17 protein-coding genes are annotated in these 17,504 nt (G+C 38.6%); 16 read left to right on the top strand and 1 reads right to left on the bottom strand.

Annotation, left to right across the window (positions count from 1 at the left end):
• The first annotated feature begins 15 nt into the window (after positions 1 to 15).
• The 4 genes from BCER98_RS19465 to pyrG all read left to right on the top strand — a co-directional run bounded on the left by BCER98_RS19465 (position 16) and on the right by pyrG (position 4,413).
• Positions 16 to 1,155: an acyl-CoA dehydrogenase gene (locus tag BCER98_RS19465; protein WP_012096308.1), complete on the top strand. Its 1,140-nt coding sequence runs from the start codon at positions 16 to 18 to the stop codon at positions 1,153 to 1,155.
• 60 nt (positions 1,156 to 1,215) lie between these two features.
• Positions 1,216 to 1,845, top strand: a complete 630-nt coding sequence (locus BCER98_RS19460) for a TetR/AcrR family transcriptional regulator (protein WP_012096307.1) — start codon at positions 1,216 to 1,218, stop codon at positions 1,843 to 1,845.
• Between the two features lie 193 nt (positions 1,846 to 2,038).
• Positions 2,039 to 2,548, top strand: a complete 510-nt coding sequence (gene rpoE, locus BCER98_RS19455; RefSeq protein ID WP_012096306.1) for a DNA-directed RNA polymerase subunit delta — start codon at positions 2,039 to 2,041, stop codon at positions 2,546 to 2,548.
• Positions 2,549 to 2,805: 257 nt separating this feature from the next.
• A complete protein-coding gene (gene pyrG, locus BCER98_RS19450; protein WP_012096305.1) occupies positions 2,806 to 4,413 on the top strand; it encodes a CTP synthase in 1,608 nt (535 codons plus the stop codon).
• A gap of 85 nt (positions 4,414 to 4,498) precedes the next feature.
• Here the strand turns inward: pyrG and BCER98_RS19445 are convergent, their stop codons facing one another.
• On the bottom strand, positions 4,499 to 5,026 hold the full coding sequence (locus BCER98_RS19445; RefSeq protein WP_012096304.1) for a DUF2529 domain-containing protein: 528 nt from the start codon (positions 5,024 to 5,026) through the stop codon (positions 4,499 to 4,501).
• A 206-nt stretch (positions 5,027 to 5,232) separates the two neighbouring features.
• Here BCER98_RS19445 and spo0F point away from each other — a divergent pair, with 206 nt between their 5' ends.
• From spo0F to BCER98_RS19385, 12 genes are all read left to right on the top strand, one after another.
• Complete coding sequence (spo0F, locus tag BCER98_RS19440) at positions 5,233 to 5,601, top strand: sporulation initiation phosphotransferase Spo0F (RefSeq protein ID WP_012096303.1); 369 nt, start codon at positions 5,233 to 5,235, stop codon at positions 5,599 to 5,601.
• Positions 5,602 to 5,812: 211 nt separating this feature from the next.
• On the top strand, positions 5,813 to 6,670 hold the full coding sequence (locus tag BCER98_RS19435) for a class II fructose-bisphosphate aldolase (protein ID WP_012096302.1): 858 nt from the start codon (positions 5,813 to 5,815) through the stop codon (positions 6,668 to 6,670).
• Between the two features lie 355 nt (positions 6,671 to 7,025).
• Positions 7,026 to 8,315, top strand: coding sequence for a UDP-N-acetylglucosamine 1-carboxyvinyltransferase (gene murA, locus BCER98_RS19430; RefSeq protein ID WP_012096301.1), 1,290 nt, complete (start codon positions 7,026 to 7,028; stop codon positions 8,313 to 8,315).
• 152 nt (positions 8,316 to 8,467) lie between these two features.
• Positions 8,468 to 9,433 (top strand): class II fructose-bisphosphatase, encoded by a 966-nt coding sequence (glpX, locus tag BCER98_RS19425; protein WP_012096300.1) that lies wholly within the window; start codon positions 8,468 to 8,470, stop codon positions 9,431 to 9,433.
• 405 nt (positions 9,434 to 9,838) lie between these two features.
• The gene (rho, locus tag BCER98_RS19420; RefSeq protein ID WP_012096299.1) at positions 9,839 to 11,110 is read left to right on the top strand and encodes a transcription termination factor Rho; all 1,272 of its coding nucleotides are present in this window, start codon (positions 9,839 to 9,841) and stop codon (positions 11,108 to 11,110) included.
• 528 nt (positions 11,111 to 11,638) lie between these two features.
• Positions 11,639 to 11,884, top strand: coding sequence for a type B 50S ribosomal protein L31 (locus BCER98_RS19415; protein WP_012096298.1), 246 nt, complete (start codon positions 11,639 to 11,641; stop codon positions 11,882 to 11,884).
• Between the two features lie 108 nt (positions 11,885 to 11,992).
• On the top strand, positions 11,993 to 12,577 hold the full coding sequence (locus BCER98_RS19410; protein WP_012096297.1) for a thymidine kinase: 585 nt from the start codon (positions 11,993 to 11,995) through the stop codon (positions 12,575 to 12,577).
• A gap of 264 nt (positions 12,578 to 12,841) precedes the next feature.
• Entirely contained in the window at positions 12,842 to 13,909 is a 1,068-nt protein-coding gene (gene prfA, locus BCER98_RS19405) for a peptide chain release factor 1 (protein WP_012096296.1), read from the top strand.
• Positions 13,909 to 14,760, top strand: coding sequence for a peptide chain release factor N(5)-glutamine methyltransferase (gene prmC / locus BCER98_RS19400; protein ID WP_012096294.1), 852 nt, complete (start codon positions 13,909 to 13,911; stop codon positions 14,758 to 14,760). Before prfA ends, prmC begins: the two co-directional genes overlap by 1 nt.
• Before the next feature lie 102 nt (positions 14,761 to 14,862).
• Complete coding sequence (gene spoIIR, locus BCER98_RS19395) at positions 14,863 to 15,753, top strand: stage II sporulation protein R (RefSeq protein WP_041810140.1); 891 nt, start codon at positions 14,863 to 14,865, stop codon at positions 15,751 to 15,753.
• 50 nt (positions 15,754 to 15,803) lie between these two features.
• A complete protein-coding gene (locus BCER98_RS19390) occupies positions 15,804 to 16,262 on the top strand; it encodes a GNAT family N-acetyltransferase (RefSeq protein ID WP_012096292.1) in 459 nt (152 codons plus the stop codon).
• A 108-nt stretch (positions 16,263 to 16,370) separates the two neighbouring features.
• Positions 16,371 to 17,414 carry an L-threonylcarbamoyladenylate synthase gene (locus BCER98_RS19385; protein WP_012096291.1) on the top strand — a complete coding sequence of 348 codons (1,044 nt, stop codon included), beginning with the start codon at positions 16,371 to 16,373 and terminating at the stop codon, positions 17,412 to 17,414.
• The last annotated feature ends 90 nt before the right edge of the window (positions 17,415 to 17,504 follow it).

Here is a 17,504-nt window from a genome sequence, read left to right as displayed (position 1 = left end):
GGGGAGGAAAGGGTTATGCATTTCAATCTATCTGCAGAACATGAAATGATCCGAAAAATGGTGCGCGACTTTGCGAGGAATGAAGTTGCTCCCACAGCGGCAAAGCGAGACGAAGAAGAAAGTTTTGATCGCGCTTTATTTGATCAAATGGCAGCCCTTGGATTAACAGGAATTCCGTGGCCTGAAGAATATGGCGGAATTGGAAGTGATTACTTAGCATATGTAATCGCAGTAGAGGAATTATCGCGTGCTTGCGCTTCGACAGGTGTAACGTTATCTGCACATACTTCTTTGGCAGGATGGCCTATTTTTACATTTGGCACAGAAGCGCAAAAACAACAGTTTTTACGCCCGATGGCAGAAGGCAAGAAAATCGGTGCATATGGTTTAACGGAGCCAGGTTCAGGATCAGATGCAGGCGGGATGAAAACGACAGCAAGGCGCGAGGGAAATCACTATATTTTAAATGGTTCTAAGATTTTTATTACAAACGGTGGTATTGCGGACATTTACGTTGTTTTTGCGCTGACTGACCTAGAAGCGAAGCAGCGCGGCACAAGCGCTTTTATTGTAGAAAGTGATGCGCCGGGATTCTTGATTGGTAAGAAGGAAAGTAAGCTTGGCATTCGTTCTTCGCCAACGACAGAAATTATATTTGAAGATTGCCGCATTCCTGTTGAAAACTTACTTGGCGAAGAAGGGCAAGGATTTAAAATTGCCATGCAGACGCTAGACGGCGGTCGCAATGGCATTGCCGCGCAGGCAGTAGGGATTGCCCAAGCTGCTTTAGATGTTTCTGTGGCATATGCGAGGGAGCGACATCAGTTTGGAAAACCAATCGCTGCGCAGCAAGGTATTAGTTTTAAATTGGCGGATATGGCAACGAATGTAGAAGCAGCGAGGTTACTCACTTATCAAGCGGCTTGGCTTGAATCTGAAGGGCTTCCTTACGGAAAAGAATCCGCGATGTCAAAGTTATTTGCTGGAGATATAGCGATGAAAGTAGCAACGGAAGCAGTTCAAATATTTGGTGGTTACGGATATACAAAGGATTATCCAGTAGAGCGCTTTATGCGCGATGCAAAGATTACACAAATTTATGAAGGAACGCAAGAGATTCAAAGGCTTGTCATTTCTCGTATGTTAACAAAATAAGAGGAAAAAGCGTAGGGAGTCTCCTGTGCTTTTTCTGCAAATGAAAGAGGGGTGAAGGGGATGGTTAAGCATAACGTGCAGGCATCAGTAAAAGATGAGAAATTAGTTGCACTAAGACGTGAACAAATGATTAAAGGAGCTGTACAGCTCTTTAAGCAAAAAGGGTTTCCGCGTACGACGACGAGAGAGATTGCGAAAGCGGCGGGATTTAGCATTGGTACATTGTATGAATATATTCGTACAAAAGATGATGTTTTATATTTAGTTTGTGATAGTATTTACGAACATGTAAAAGAACGGTTGGAAGAAGTCGTTTGCACAGAGAAGGGTAGCGTCGAAAGTTTAAGAAAAGCGATAACAAATTATTTTAAAGTGATGGATGAATTACAAGAAGAAGTATTGATTATGTATCAAGAAGTTCGCTTTTTACCAAAGGAATCTTTGCCATATGTATTAGAAAAAGAGTTTCAAATGGTGGGGATGTTTGAAAAGATTTTAGAGCATTGTACAGAAAATGGAACATTCACATTAACAAAAAAGGAAATTCAATTGCTTGCTCATAATATTTTTATTCAAGGGCAAATGTGGGGATTTAGACGTTGGGCGCTGCAAAAAATGTATACACTAGAAGAGTATACAGAAATGCAAATTAGATATGTATTGCACGGAGCGCATATGCTTCCGAAATAGACAAATCGGTCATATGAAAAAATCTTGGATGAAAATGGATTCTAGTTGTGATTATTTTGTTCAGCACTTGTGAAAGTTTCACGTTTTTTTTGTAGCATATTTGCTGGAGTTTTGTTTATAATGAATAGTATGGATTTTTTTAAATAGGCCGTTATATATAGGATTATATTTTTAGAAAGGAAGTGCCGCATAAGTGGATTTTAAGCAATATTCTCCAGAAGAGCTACAAGAATTTTCCATGATTGAAGTTGTACATAGTGTGTTAGAGGACAAAAAACAAGCAACGTCATTCCAGGATTTAGTTCAAGAAGTTGCTCAAGTACTTGGATTATCTCAAGAGCAAGTGAATGCGCGAATTGCACAATTTTATACAGATTTAAATATCGATGGACGTTTCATCAATTTAGGAGAAAATCGTTGGGGCCTTCGCACTTGGTATCCATATGAACAAATTGATGAAGAAATCTTACCTCAACCTAAAGCTAAGAAGAAACGTAAAGTTGAAGAAGATGACGACTTTGATGATTACATTGAAGACGAGGATGACTTCAACGATTTAGATGAAGAAGATGAGGAAGACATCGATGATTTAGACGAGGTTCTTGATGAAGACGATGATCTTGATGATTTAGATGAAGACGATGATTTTGGTGATGACGAACTTGAGTATGATGAAACTGAAGAGGAAGATGAAGAGCTGTAGTCCTTGACTTTTCATTATCGTCCATGTAGAATCATTTTTGGGCTCTTTAAAAAAGGACGATCATACTTTTTAAGTGTAAATATAAAAGAAAATTGCTCCCTACTTATTGCGTTTTGTAATGAGGGGAGCAATTTTCTTTTTTGTTTTTTGTTTAGAAAATAAAAAGAGTCTAACAATAAGATAGATACATTGTTATCTACATACGTTGCGCTTTGCAACGGTGATTATATAACAAGAAAGCAGAAGGGAGTACTTTCATGACTAAGTATATTTTTGTAACAGGCGGTGTAGTATCGTCTTTAGGTAAAGGGATTACAGCAGCATCTCTTGGAAGACTTTTAAAAAATCGTGGTTTAAATGTAACCATCCAAAAATTTGACCCATACATTAACGTAGACCCAGGGACAATGAGTCCATATCAACATGGTGAGGTATTCGTAACAGATGATGGTGCGGAAACAGACTTAGACCTTGGTCACTACGAGCGTTTTATCGATATTAATTTAAATAAATACAGCAACGTAACAACTGGTAAAATTTATTCTTCGGTTCTTCAAAAAGAGCGTCGTGGTGAATATTTAGGAGGAACAGTACAAGTTATTCCTCATATTACAAACGAAATTAAAGAGCGTGTATTCCGTGCTGGTCGCGAAACAAATGCGGATGTTGTTATTACAGAAATTGGTGGAACTGTTGGTGATATCGAGTCTCTACCATTCCTAGAAGCAATTCGCCAAATTAAGAGCGACATTGGTCGCGATAACGTAATGTATATTCACTGTACATTAATTCCGTACTTAAAAGCAGCGGGTGAAATGAAAACAAAGCCAACGCAACATAGCGTTAAAGAACTTCGTAGCTTAGGTATTCAGCCAAATATTATCGTTGTTCGTACAGAAATGCCTGTTTCTCAAGATATGAAAGATAAACTTGCATTATTCTGTGATATTGATCCAAAAGCAGTTATTGAAGCTGCAGATGCAGACACATTATATGCAGTTCCATTATCTCTTCAAGAGCAAAATATGGACCAAATCGTTTGCGATCATTTAAAACTAGACAACGCTCCAGCAGATATGACAGAGTGGAAAGCATTAGTTGATAAAGTACGTAACCTGTCTAAGAAAACAAGAATTGCTCTTGTTGGTAAATATGTAGAGCTTCAAGATGCATACATTTCTGTTGTAGAAGCACTTCGCCATGCAGGATACACATTTGATACAGATGTAGAAGTAAAATGGGTAAATGCTGAGCATGTAACAGCAGAAAATGTAAAAGAATTAGTTGGCGACACAGATGGAATCCTTGTACCTGGTGGCTTTGGTGACCGCGGTGTAGAAGGAAAAATCGTTGCAATCCAATATGCACGTGAAAATAAAGTTCCATTCTTAGGAATTTGCTTAGGTATGCAACTTGCATCAATCGAATTTGCACGTAACGTATTAGGATTAGAAGGAGCGAATTCTTCTGAAATCAATCCTGACACGCCTTACGCAATTATCGACTTATTACCAGAACAAAAAGATGTAGAAGACTTAGGTGGTACACTTCGTCTTGGTTTATATCCATGTAAGCTGACTCCAGAAACAAATGCTTACAGAGCTTATAACGAGCCAGTTGTATATGAACGTCACCGTCATCGTTATGAATTCAATAATCAATTCCGTCAAGAGATGGAAAACGCTGGATTTATCTTCTCTGGTACAAGTCCAGATGGCCGTCTAGTAGAAATCGTTGAATTACAAGATCATCCATGGTTTGTGGCTGCACAGTTCCACCCAGAACTTGTATCTCGTCCAAATCGTCCACAACCATTGTTCCGTGATTTCGTACAAGCTTCTATTACAAATAAAGAAAGCAAGTAAGAAAAAAGGGCTCGTTCCAAATGTATACTTTTGGACGAGCTCTTTTTCGATTCTTCGTATTGGTTTGTCAGTTAGCCGACATGTATCATGTATATTCTTCAATCATCTCATCAATTGTAAATTTTAAACCATGATATGCAAATAAGGATAAGATTAAACTTGGGAACCCATAACGGTTACCTTCATCATTTGGAATTAAGCCTTTTAATAACCTTGTATCAATATGTACATCTGTAAAGTGTTCTAGGGATTCAGCGCCTTCTTGAATCGCTGAAATGCCAACGATAGAGTGGCCCTCTTCTTGCAATTTCTTGGCGATGGAAACAACTTCTTCATCTGTTGAGAAACGACTGATGAGGAGTACACGATCTGCGGAAGTGACTTCTGCTTGCTTTCCATGTTCTATGAGGTGCTTCGCTCTTGGAAGTGGCTCTGCACCATATAAAGCTTCGGCTACAACACCTTCCATTTCGTTTTTACCATGCAAATAAATGATACCATCGCCGACTAATGCTTGTGCAAGTAAGCGCGCACTATCTTCTATATTCATCTCTTCTTTTTGAGAAATTCTTGTAAAGTAACCGCTAAGTTGGGTGGAAAAAATCTTTAACATTGTAAGGCTCCTTTCAAATATGTTGAGGCGGCTTTCATTATATCTTATTTTTAAAAGAAAGGAGAAGTGATAAGGGTAGCATATCAAAATGGGAAGCGGTAAAATAAGAAAGAACAGGAAGGAATTTGATAAAAAATAAAGAAAGTAAATCGAATAAGATATTAAGAAGCTTCAAATCTTGTACTTACATAGAAAGGTTGGGGATTATGGAAGGGAAAATTTTAATCGTTGATGATCAATATGGCATTCGCGTGTTATTGCACGAAGTGTTTCAAAAAGAAGGTTATCAAACGTTCCAAGCTGCAAATGGATTTCAAGCTTTAGATATTGTAAAAAAAGATAATCCGGATTTAGTAATATTAGATATGAAAATCCCAGGGATGGATGGTATAGAGATTTTAAAGCATGTTAAAGAAATCAATGCAGATATTAAAGTGATTTTAATGACGGCTTATGGAGAGCTAGATATGATTCAAGAAGCGAAAGATCTAGGTGCTTTAATGCATTTTGCAAAACCATTTGATATCGATGAAATTCGTCAAGCTGTGAGAAATGAAATCGCTGTAGAATCATAAAAAATGAATTTTTTATAAAAAAAATGGAAAAAAGCGTTTACATGGGTTGGTGAGCAGGTGAATACAGTTGAGTTTTTGAGTACAAGTTGTTATCCTATTGAGTGTAGAAAAAAGTCCGGTATGTTGATATACATAATCTTCCTTATTCTGGTCATACTACCAGCGATAAGAACTTATCGGATACAAAAAACGTTTTTTAGGAGGATTCACCATGCCTTTAGTTTCCATGAAAGAAATGCTAAACAAAGCACTAGAAGGAAAATACGCAGTTGGTCAATTCAATATTAACAACTTAGAATGGACTCAAGCTATTTTAGCAGCTGCAGAAGAAGAAAAATCTCCTGTAATCCTAGGTGTATCTGAAGGTGCAGCTCGTCATATGACTGGTTTCAAAACAGTTGTAGCTATGGTTAAAGCTTTAATCGAAGAAATGAACATCACTGTTCCTGTAGCGATCCATCTTGATCATGGTTCAAGCTTTGAAAAATGTAAAGAAGCAATTGATGCAGGTTTCACATCTGTAATGATTGACGCTTCTCACCACCCATTTGAAGAAAACGTTGAAACTACTAAAAAAGTAGTAGAATACGCACATGCTCGTAACGTATCTGTAGAAGCTGAACTTGGAACAGTTGGTGGGCAAGAAGACGACGTAATCGCTGATGGCATTATCTATGCTGATCCTGAAGAATGTAAACACCTTGTTGAAGCAACAGGTATCGATTGCCTAGCTCCAGCTTTAGGTTCTGTACACGGTCCTTACAAAGGTGAGCCTAACTTAGGATTTAAAGAAATGGAACAAGTTCGTGACCTAACTGGTGTACCTTTAGTACTTCACGGTGGTACTGGTATCCCAACTGCTGATATCAAAAAAGCTATTTCTTTAGGTACTTCAAAAATCAATGTAAACACTGAAAACCAAATCGCGTTTACAAAAGCTGTTCGTGAAGTATTAAACAAAGACCAAGAAGTTTACGATCCTCGTAAATTTATCGGACCTGGCCGCGAAGCTATCAAAGCAACTGTTATTGGTAAAATTCGTGAATTCGGTTCTAACGGTAAAGCGTAAGAATAAAATTCCGTTTTGGAAACCGTCTACTCTTTTAGACGGTTTCCTTTCGTTGTATAATGAAAGCGTGAACAAGTCTTAAGATTAATTAAATTTCTAAATTTCTTTGTACGCCCTATATAGAAATTGAACAAAACGCAGTCCTATTAAGAAATGTAATAACGTATGTAAGATGATGAACGAATCAATCTTGACAGGCAGTGAGTCTTCATCTATTCACGAAAGATATAACAATTTTTAGGTGAGGTCTTACTGCTTGTTAAGTTCAGACTAAAATAAAATGTTTTACATAGTTTGTTGACCAAGTGGGGGATTCTTAAGGAAAGTAAATACATTCACAGGAAGGGAGCTCAACATGGAAAAGTTGCTGATTGAAGGTGGAAGACCTTTAAATGGATCAATTCGCGTGAGCGGTGCAAAGAACAGTGCTGTCGCTCTAATTCCAGCGACAATTTTGGCTGATACTCCAGTAACCATTGGTGGTGTGCCTAATATCTCAGATGTAAAAATGTTAGGGGACTTATTAGAGGAAATTGGAGGAACTGTAACGTATGGGCAAGAGGAAGAGATGATTGTTGATCCTTCCCAAATGGTTGCCATGCCTTTGCCAAATGGAAAAGTAAAAAAATTGCGTGCTTCATACTATTTGATGGGCGCTATGCTTGGCCGTTTCAAAAAAGCTGTAATTGGGCTTCCTGGTGGATGTCACTTAGGGCCAAGACCAATTGATCAGCACATTAAAGGGTTTGAAGCGTTAGGTGCACACGTAACAAATGAACAAGGTGCTATCTATTTAAGAGCGGATGAGCTGTGTGGGGCGCGAATTTATTTAGATGTAGTAAGCGTCGGAGCAACCATTAATATTATGCTAGCAGCTGTAAGGGCAAAAGGTAGAACGATAATTGAAAATGCAGCAAAAGAACCGGAAATTATTGATGTAGCTACTTTATTGACAAGTATGGGCGCTCGAATTAAAGGCGCTGGTACAGATGTCATTCGTATCGATGGCGTAGAGTCTCTGCATGGATGTCACCATACGATTATTCCTGATCGCATTGAAGCTGGGACATATATGATTTTAGGTGCTGCTTCTGGTGGCGAAGTAACGGTTGATAATGTGATTCCGCAGCATTTAGAATCTGTTACGGCAAAGCTGAGGGAAGCTGGTGTACAAGTTGAAACGCATGATGATCAAATTAAAGTAAATGGAAATCGCAAATTAAAAACAGTGGATATAAAGACATTAGTATATCCAGGGTTTCCAACAGATTTGCAACAACCTTTTACAACGCTTTTAACGAAAGCATATGGTACAGGTGTTGTAACAGATACAATTTACGGAGCACGCTTTAAACATATTGATGAGCTGCGCCGAATGAATGCGAAAATTAAGGTAGAAGGTCGTTCTGCGATTGTAACAGGACCTGTATCACTGCAAGGTGCAAAAGTGAAAGCAAGTGACTTACGGGCAGGAGCAGCACTTATTATTGCTGGTTTAATGGCAGATGGAATTACAGAAGTAACAGGACTTGAACATATAGACCGGGGTTATGAAAATATAGTAGACAAGCTTAAGGGGCTTGGTGCGAACATTTGGCGAGAACAAATGACGCAGCAAGAAATTGAAGAAATGAAGAATGCATAACATGTATTGTCATTATATGACGAAAAAGGTAATATGTAGTACTTTTGTTAATGAAGAACGAAGGGTTACGAGTAACAGAAACGGTACTTGATAGAAAAAGAGAATTTACAAAATACGGCATGACTATTAAGACTCAAAGGAGAGGGATTATTGTGGAAAGAAGTTTATCTATGGAGTTAGTGCGTGTAACAGAGGCTGCAGCATTATCATCAGCACGTTGGATGGGACGTGGGAAGAAAGATGAGGCAGATGGAGCAGCAACATCTGCAATGCGTGATGTATTCGATACAATTCCAATGAAAGGTACAGTTGTAATTGGTGAAGGGGAAATGGATGAAGCACCAATGCTGTACATTGGAGAAAAATTAGGAACCGGATATGGTCCTCGTGTTGATGTTGCAGTTGACCCATTAGAAGGGACAAACATTGTAGCAGCTGGAGGATGGAATGCTCTTGCTGTTATTGCGATAGCCGATCACGGTAACCTGTTACATGCCCCTGACATGTACATGGATAAAATTGCAGTTGGACCTGAAGCGGTTGGTGCAGTTGATATTAATGCTCCTATTATTGATAATTTACATGCCGTAGCAAAGGCAAAAAATAAAGATATTGAAGATGTGGTAGCAACAGTGCTTAACAGACCACGTCATCAAGAGATTATTGAAGAAATTCGTAAAGCAGGTGCTCGTATTAAATTGATTAATGATGGTGATGTTGCTGGAGCGATTAATACTGCATTTGATCGTACAGGTGTAGATATTTTATTCGGTTCTGGCGGTGCGCCTGAGGGAGTACTTGCGGCAGTTGCATTAAAATGTCTAGGTGGCGAGATTCAAGGGAAATTACTTCCGCAAAATGAAACTGAATTAGCTCGCTGTAAAAAAATGGGCATTGGAGATATAAACCGTGTTCTTCGCATGGAAGATTTGGTTAAAGGTGATGATGCAATCTTTGCAGCAACAGGTGTAACAGATGGAGAATTATTGCGCGGGGTTCAATTCAAAGGTAGCGTCGGCACAACACAATCCCTCGTTATGCGTGCGAAATCTGGAACCGTTCGCTTCGTTGACGGGCGCCACAGTCTAAACAAAAAACCAAACCTAGTTATCAAATAAAAAAGCGTAAGCAGCTCGTTCAGAATGGAAGGGGGATGGAGCTTCAGACGGAGAGGCGCACTTTGCCTCGTAGGAAGAAGCGAAATGACTGGAGATTCTAGCTGCTGAAGCTAGATTAAATAAAAAGCATAAGTAGCTTGTTTAGAATGGAAGAAGTAACGCGATACTCTTCTAAAATGAGTTAGATAGAGGAACTGGAAGTTACATTTCACAAGCGGAGACAAAATTTTTTGTCTTCGCTTGTTGTATTTGTGTGACAACGTATTGATTAAAACTAGGCAAAAGGGTTACAATAGTGAATATTATCTTACTTGAACTTATTTGCCTTTCATTTTTATGTATTTACCTTCCGTATTTTCCCTTTACCCATATAAAAAGAGAATAATATTAAAGTGTGGTGTCTGAATGAATTTGTCAATTGCAGCATTAGAAAACATGAAATTAAAAGAATTATACGAGCATGCGAAAGAATATAAAATTTCGTATTACAGTAAATTAACAAAGAAAGAGTTAATTTTTGCTATATTAAAAGCTCGTGCAGAAAAAGAAGGCTTCTTTTTCATGGAAGGTGTACTAGAGATTATTCAATCCGAGGGATTTGGATTTTTACGCCCAATTAACTACTCTCCAAGCTCAGAAGATATTTATATTTCAGCTTCGCAAATTCGCCGTTTTGATTTGCGCAACGGGGATAAAGTTTCTGGTAAAGTACGACCACCGAAAGAAAATGAACGCTACTTTGGATTACTACAGGTTGAAGCAGTAAATGGTGATGATCCAGAATCTGCAAAAGAACGTGTACATTTTCCTGCATTAACACCTTTATATCCAAATCGACAGATGAAATTGGAGACGGAACCAAAGAAATTATCTACGCGCATTATGGATTTAATTGCACCAGTTGGGTTTGGACAACGTGGTTTAATTGTTGCGCCTCCAAAAGCTGGTAAAACAATCTTATTAAAGGAAATTGCTCACAGTATCACAACGAATCATCCAGAGGCAGAATTAATTGTGCTTTTAATTGATGAGCGTCCGGAGGAAGTAACGGATATTGAACGATCTGTCAAAGGTGATGTTGTAAGTTCTACATTCGATGAGGTACCTGAGAATCATATTAAAGTTGCCGAACTTGTACTAGAACGTGCAATGCGTCTTGTAGAGCATAAAAAAGACGTTGTTATTTTAATGGACAGTATTACTCGTTTAGCGCGTGCTTATAATCTTGTTATTCCGCCAAGTGGACGTACATTATCAGGTGGTATTGATCCAGCTGCATTCCATAGACCGAAACGATTTTTCGGGGCGGCCCGTAATATCGAAGAGGGCGGTAGTTTAACAATTTTAGCAACAGCGCTTGTGGATACAGGTTCTCGTATGGATGATGTAATTTATGAGGAGTTTAAAGGAACAGGAAATATGGAACTTCATTTAGATCGTTCGTTAGCTGAGCGTCGTATTTTCCCAGCGATTGATATTCGCCGCTCTGGTACACGTAAAGAAGATTTATTAATTCCAAAGGAACATTTAGACAAGCTATGGGGTATTCGTAAAACAATGCGTGATACACCAGACTTTGTTGAAAGTTTCTTACGTAAACTTCGCCAAACGAAAACAAATGAGGAATTTTTACAAAATATTGTTGCAGACTCCAAAAGATATGTAACAACGAAGTAAAGGGATAAAAAGGTTGGGACTCGCTTATATTATAGTAAGCGAGTTTTTTTATGTATTGTGGGTATGTAACAGTTTCTCAGTCGAGAGTTCCAAACGCCCTTCTGTTCTAAGCGAGCCGCCTTCGCTTTTAGGTGGTATCCAGCTCCGGTGGCAAGAACAGTCGGTCGTTTCACCCCTTCCGACGAGGCAAAGAGCGCCTCTTTGTCAGGGGGTTCCAACGCCCTTCTGTTCTAAGCGAGCCGCCTTCGCTTTTAGGTGGTATCCAGCTCCGGCGGCAAGAATGGTCGGAGGCTTCGCTTCTTCCTGGCGAGGCAGAAATCGCCTCATTGTCAGAAGCTCCATCCCCCTCCCATTCTGAACGAGCCGCCTGCGCTTTTATTTTTTATAATGCTAAAAACAGGTAGTTGCAAAATGGTGTGAGCCTTGTTATAATTTCATCATATGTGCTTCATCAATATAGTTGTGAATGCAGCTAGAGATGAAAAACTCTGTTTCGAAAATGATTCAGGGCGGAAGGAGATGAAAAGAATGAAAGCAGGAATCCATCCAGATTACAAGAAAGTTGTATTTATGGATACAAACACAGGCTTCAAATTCTTAAGCGGATCTACTAAAGGTTCTAGCGAAACAATCGAATGGGAAGATGGAAACACTTATCCATTAATTAAAGTTGAGATCAGTTCTGATTCTCACCCATTCTACACTGGACGTCAGAAGTTTGCTACTGCAGACGGACGTGTTGACCGCTTCAATAAGAAATACGGTCTTAAGTAATAAAAAACATAAAACAGGCAAGTGTATCTATTCGCTTGTCTGTTTTTTTTGCGAAAATATAACCTTTACCCTACTTTACATAGGAAAAGTAGCTGAAAGGAGAGCTCCATGTACTTAATAAATCAAAATGGTTGGATTGAAGTGATTTGCGGGAGTATGTTTTCTGGAAAATCAGAAGAGCTCATCCGCCGTGTACGTCGTACGCAATTTGCGAAGCAGAATGCGATTGTTTTTAAACCTTGTATTGATAATCGTTATAGTGAAGAAGATGTTGTTTCACATAATGGCATGAAGGTGAAAGCAGTTCCTGTATCAGCTTCGAAAGATATATTTAAATATGTGACAGAAGATATGAATGTGATTGCAATCGACGAGGTGCAATTTTTTGATGAGGACATTGTGGAAGTGGTGCAAATTTTGGCAAATCGAGGCTATCGCGTGATTGTGGCCGGTTTAGACCAAGATTTCCGTGGTCTACCATTTGGACAAGTTCCTCAGCTAATGGCGATTGCTGAATATGTAACAAAATTACAAGCGGTTTGTTCCGTATGTGGTTCTCCAGCTAGTCGTACACAACGCTTAATTAATGATGAACCAGCTGCGTTTGATGACCCAATTATTTTAGTGGGTGCTTCAGAATCGTATGAACCGCGTTGCCGTCATTGTCATGCGGTGCCTACAAAGCAAAGATAAATGAAACTCGCTACATAAGGCGGGTTTTTTTCGGAAATTGGTAGCAAGAACAGTCGGTCGTTTAGGGGATATCTAGCTCTCCGGCGGCAAGAATGGTCGGAGGCTTCGCTTCTTCCCGGCGAGGCAAAGAACGCCTCATTGTCAGAAGCTCCATCCTCCTCCCATTCTGAGCGAGCTGCCTTCGCTTTTAAATATAATTTGCGTTTTTTTTATTTTGTGCCATATACTATTGATATTAGATACTAGGATGTTGAGGTGAATGATGTGTTAGATCGTTTGCAAGCTGTAGAGGATCGTTATGAGAAGTTAAATGAGTTATTAAGTGACCCAGCGGTTATTAATGATTCTAATAAGCTTCGTGAGTATTCAAAGGAACAATCTGATATTCAAGAAACGGTAGAGGTGTATCGTGAGTATAAAGATGTTCGTGAGCAATTGCAAGATGCGAAAGCGATGTTAGAAGATAAATTAGATGCTGAGATGCGTGAAATGGTAAAGGAAGAAGTTTCAGATTTAGAGGTACAGGAGAAGGAATTATCAGATCGTTTGAAAATTTTACTTGTACCAAAAGATCCGAATGATGATAAGAACGTTATTGTTGAAATTCGCGGTGCAGCTGGTGGTGATGAGGCAGCTTTATTTGCTGGCGATTTATATCGTATGTATAGTCGTTATGCTGAGATGCAAGGATGGAAAACAGACATTATCGAAGCAAGTTACACAGAATTAGGTGGATATAAAGAGATTATCTTTATGATTAACGGTAAAGGCGCATATGCGAAGTTGAAATTCGAAAACGGTGCGCATCGTGTACAACGTGTTCCAGAAACGGAATCTGGTGGACGCATTCACACATCTACAGCAACAGTAGCTGTATTACCAGAAGCGGAAGAAGTAGAAATCGATATTCATGAAAAGGATATTCGTGTGGATACATTTGCTTCTAGTGGTCCTGGTGGACAAAGTGTTAATACAACAATGTCAGCGGTACGCTTAACTCACTTACCAACTGGTGTAGTTGTATCTTGTCAGGATGAAAAGTCACAAATTAAGAACAAAGAAAAGGCAATGAAAGTATTACGTGCGCGTATTTATGATAAATTTAGGCAAGAAGCGCAAGCTGAGTATGATCAAAACCGTAAACAAGCTGTTGGTACGGGGGATCGTTCTGAGCGTATTCGTACGTATAACTTCCCGCAAAACCGTGTTACAGACCATCGAATCGGCTTAACGATTCAAAAGCTAGATCAAATTTTACAAGGTAAGTTAGATGATTTCATCAACGCGCTAGTAATGGAAGATCAGGCGAAGAAGATGGAGGCCGCTGAGTAATGCGTGTCTATGAAGCCCTGAAATGGGCTTCTTCTTTTTTACAAGAGAACGGGCGAGATGAAAATGCGGGAGAAATCGTCCTTTGTCATGTATTAAACACAAATCGAACGGGTTTAATGATGAATATGCGTGAAGAGATATCTAACGAACAAGAAAAGCGTTTTAAAGAGTTGATTCATAAACATATTGATGGAATGCCTGTTCAATATTTAATGGGATATGAGATGTTTTATGGTCGATCCTTTTTTGTAAATGAGGAAGTGCTAATACCGCGCCCAGAAACAGAAGAACTTATAGTTGGTGTACTGGAGAGAATTCAGCGTAATTTTGGTAATCAAGAGCTTCATGTAGCTGACATTGGAACAGGAAGTGGAGCTATTTCCATTACACTTGCATTAGAGAATCAAAATCTTCATGTATATACGGTAGATATTGCTCAAGAGTCCATTGAAGTTGCCAAACAAAATGCAACATCATTGGGAGCAAATGTGACATTTTATCACGGAGATTTATTATCACCATTTTATGAAACAGGGAAAAAATTAGACGTTGTTGTTTCTAATCCTCCGTATATACCGGAGGAAGATTGGAAAGGATTATCTTCTGTTGTGAAAGAACATGAGCCGAAGCGAGCGCTTGTTGGTGGAGCAGATGGTCTTGATTTTTATCGCCGTTTTATGGAAGAGTTGCCTCGTGTATTACAGAAAAAAGCGCTTGTTGCTTTTGAAGTTGGTGTAGGGCAAGGAGAAGATGTAAAAGGGCTATTAGAAGATACTTTCCCACATGCTCATGTAGAAGTGGTTTTCGATATTAATGGAAAAGATCGCATGGTCTTTGCGGAAATGGAGTAAGGCATAAGCCTTGCTCTATTTTTGTATAAAAAATTTACATAGATTTTGAATTTAATAGTTTAGACAGATGAAAGTCTGTCCACACTGTTTCTAGAAGGGACGGTGGAGGAAATGAAAAAACAAGTGATTGCTTATTTTCTTTTACTATTAATTGGTGCACAGTTACTTGTGCAGTTTGGATATATGAAAGCTGATGCGAAAGGACCAGCGGTGATTCCGAAAGAAGCAGTTCGTCTTCGGATTTTAGCAAATAGTGATTCAGATAAAGATCAAGCATTAAAGCGAAAAGTACGCGATGAAGTAAAAGCGCAAATTGATGGTTGGGTAGCAGATTTAAAAACCTTTGAGGAAGCGCGTCAAGTCATTCAAAGTCATATCCCAGAAATCGAAAAAACAGTTGCTTATACGTTACAAGAAGAAGGGAGTAAGGAATCATTTCAAGTTACATTTGGAAAGAATATAAAATTTCCTACAAAGGTTTATGGTAACTTTATTTATCCAGCAGGAGAATATGAAGCGGTATTAATTACGATTGGAAAGGGAGAGGGAGCAAACTGGTGGTGTGTATTATTCCCGCCAATGTGCTTTATGGATTTTTCGAGCGGTACAGCTGTCGAGAAAGAAGAGAAAGTTGTAAAGGCTGAATCGCTGAATCAAGCAGAGGAAGTAACACCGCAGCTTGAAAAAGAAGAAGAGCCTACCAAAGAGGTAAACAAAGATAAAGTGCAGCGAAAAGGGAATAATCAGCAAGAGCGAGTAAAAGAAGGAGTAAAACAGGTAGTGACGAAAAAAGCACAAGATAATCTGAAAGAAACAAAGGATCAAGAAAAAAGCGATACATTAGAAACGGTGGAAACTGTGGAAACTGTGGAAAAAACAAAAGAGTCTGCGGATAAAAAACAAGATCAAAAGGTGGAAGTAGTAGAGTCTGAAGAAGAACCTGAAGTGAAATTATTTATTGTTGAGGCTGTTTCATCTTTATTTTCTAAATAAGTACTATTCCTAAATCCCTCTTCATATATAAAAATGAGGAGGGATTTATTATGAAAAAGATTTTTTTTGCAACGAAGAATGATATTGAAAGATTGCATTCTTTTTTCGGACAAGCTAATAAAAAAGATGATAAAATAAATGGGCTGTACGAACAATTTATGATTTTAGAAGATAAAGGAATGATACAAGCTGTTATTGGATATGAACGGGAAGGACAAAATGCACTCGTTCGTTCATGTTTATTCACACCAGTTGTGGATAAGAAAACTTTCTTATATTTTTTTGAAATGTTTTTGCGGTATATGAAAGAAAAAAAGATAGAACAACTATATTTACTCACAAATCATCTACAATCTATAACAATCTTTCAGTTTTTTCATTTTAGACCTGTGGAAAAAGAAGAGGTTCCTATAGAGATTCAACAGCTAGAACATTTTTGTGAAAACATAAAACAGCAGAATGTAATAATACTAAATTGTCAGCTATTAACAAAGTTATCCACGGATTAATTTAATTTATCCACATTTTGTGGATAAATACGGTTTGTTTTTTGGATAACTGTCATAGTAAACTAAAAATACATATGTATTTCATGGGAGAAAAGGACGTGGAAAAAAATGCATACAAATATGTGGGTTGTGGATAATTCTGTGGAAATAAAAAAAGATTATCCACAATTACAAGAAGCAGCAAAATTATTACGAGAAAATGAGGCAGTTGCGTTTCCGACAGAAACAGTATACGGACTTGGAGCAAACGCAATGAATGATGAAGCCATTGTAAAAATATTTGAAGCAAAGGGCAGACCAAGTGATAATCCTCTTATTGTTCATATTGGCTCGAAGTCACAATTAACTGATATTGTTAGGGAGGTTCCACCTGTTGCCGAAGTGTTAATGAAGCACTTTTGGCCAGGGCCACTGACAATTATTTTACCGAAAAAGGACGGTATTTCAGAGAAGGTTACAGCAGGGCTAGATACAGTTGGTGTTAGGATGCCTGACCATGAAGTAGCACTGGCGCTTATTGAAGCAGCAAACGTTCCAGTTGCAGCACCAAGTGCTAATCGTTCTGGACGCCCAAGTCCGACTTTAGCTTCTCACGTATATGAAGATTTGAATGGAAAAATTGCGGGGATTGTTGATGGTGGAGCAACTGGTGTTGGAGTTGAATCGACAGTCATTGACTGCACAAGTAAGGTGCCAACCATTTTACGTCCAGGCGGGATTACGAAAGAGCAGTTAGAAGAAGTAATTGGTCCGGTTTCTTTTGATCCAGCGCTGAAAGATGAAAAGGAAAAACCGAAAGCGCCAGGGATGAAATATACGCATTATGCCCCGAAGGCACCACTTAGTATTGTGGAAGGGTCGCGTGACTTTATTCAACAACTTGTGGAGAAAAAGAAACGAGAGGGATATACGGTTGGTGTATTAACAACAGAAGAATATCAGCACGTATATCAGGCGGATGTTGTATTATCTTGTGGATTAAGAAGGGATTTAGCAAGTGTTGCAACAAAATTATATGATGTGCTCAGAACGTTTGATACAAGCAAGGTAGATTGCATTTTTAGTGAATCGTTTCCAAATGAAGGAATTGGAAATGCAATTATGAATCGTTTAATAAAAGCGGCAGGGCACCATATTATTGTTGAAGAATAGGCGAGTGTATCACTCGCCTTTTTCATATGTGTACAAGCATAAAAGTATAGTCAGTACTTACATGTTAAGGTATGAATTGATAGATGAGAA

It is taken from the genome of Bacillus cytotoxicus NVH 391-98 (assembly GCF_000017425.1).
Classification (GTDB): Bacteria; Bacillota; Bacilli; order Bacillales; family Bacillaceae_G; genus Bacillus_A; species Bacillus_A cytotoxicus.
Note: the sequence above shows the minus strand (reverse complement) of the source record. Positions and strands in the feature narration are given on the sequence as shown.

What these genes read in the sequence shown, in the direction of transcription:
- BCER98_RS19465 (WP_012096308.1), top strand. Translation starts at nt 16, where the DNA reads ATGCATTTCAATCTATCTGCAGAACATGAAATGATCCGAAAAATGGTG.
- BCER98_RS19460 (WP_012096307.1), top strand. Translation starts at nt 1,216, where the DNA reads ATGGTTAAGCATAACGTGCAGGCATCAGTAAAAGATGAGAAATTAGTT.
- pyrG (WP_012096305.1), top strand. Translation starts at nt 2,806, where the DNA reads ATGACTAAGTATATTTTTGTAACAGGCGGTGTAGTATCGTCTTTAGGT.
- BCER98_RS19445 (WP_012096304.1), bottom strand. Translation starts at nt 5,026, where the DNA reads ATGTTAAAGATTTTTTCCACCCAACTTAGCGGTTACTTTACAAGAATT.
- spo0F (WP_012096303.1), top strand. Translation starts at nt 5,233, where the DNA reads ATGGAAGGGAAAATTTTAATCGTTGATGATCAATATGGCATTCGCGTG.
- BCER98_RS19435 (WP_012096302.1), top strand. Translation starts at nt 5,813, where the DNA reads ATGCCTTTAGTTTCCATGAAAGAAATGCTAAACAAAGCACTAGAAGGA.
- murA (WP_012096301.1), top strand. Translation starts at nt 7,026, where the DNA reads ATGGAAAAGTTGCTGATTGAAGGTGGAAGACCTTTAAATGGATCAATT.
- rho (WP_012096299.1), top strand. Translation starts at nt 9,839, where the DNA reads ATGAATTTGTCAATTGCAGCATTAGAAAACATGAAATTAAAAGAATTA.
- BCER98_RS19415 (WP_012096298.1), top strand. Translation starts at nt 11,639, where the DNA reads ATGAAAGCAGGAATCCATCCAGATTACAAGAAAGTTGTATTTATGGAT.
- BCER98_RS19410 (WP_012096297.1), top strand. Translation starts at nt 11,993, where the DNA reads ATGTACTTAATAAATCAAAATGGTTGGATTGAAGTGATTTGCGGGAGT.
- prmC (WP_012096294.1), top strand. Translation starts at nt 13,909, where the DNA reads ATGCGTGTCTATGAAGCCCTGAAATGGGCTTCTTCTTTTTTACAAGAG.
- BCER98_RS19390 (WP_012096292.1), top strand. Translation starts at nt 15,804, where the DNA reads ATGAAAAAGATTTTTTTTGCAACGAAGAATGATATTGAAAGATTGCAT.
- BCER98_RS19385 (WP_012096291.1), top strand. Translation starts at nt 16,371, where the DNA reads ATGCATACAAATATGTGGGTTGTGGATAATTCTGTGGAAATAAAAAAA.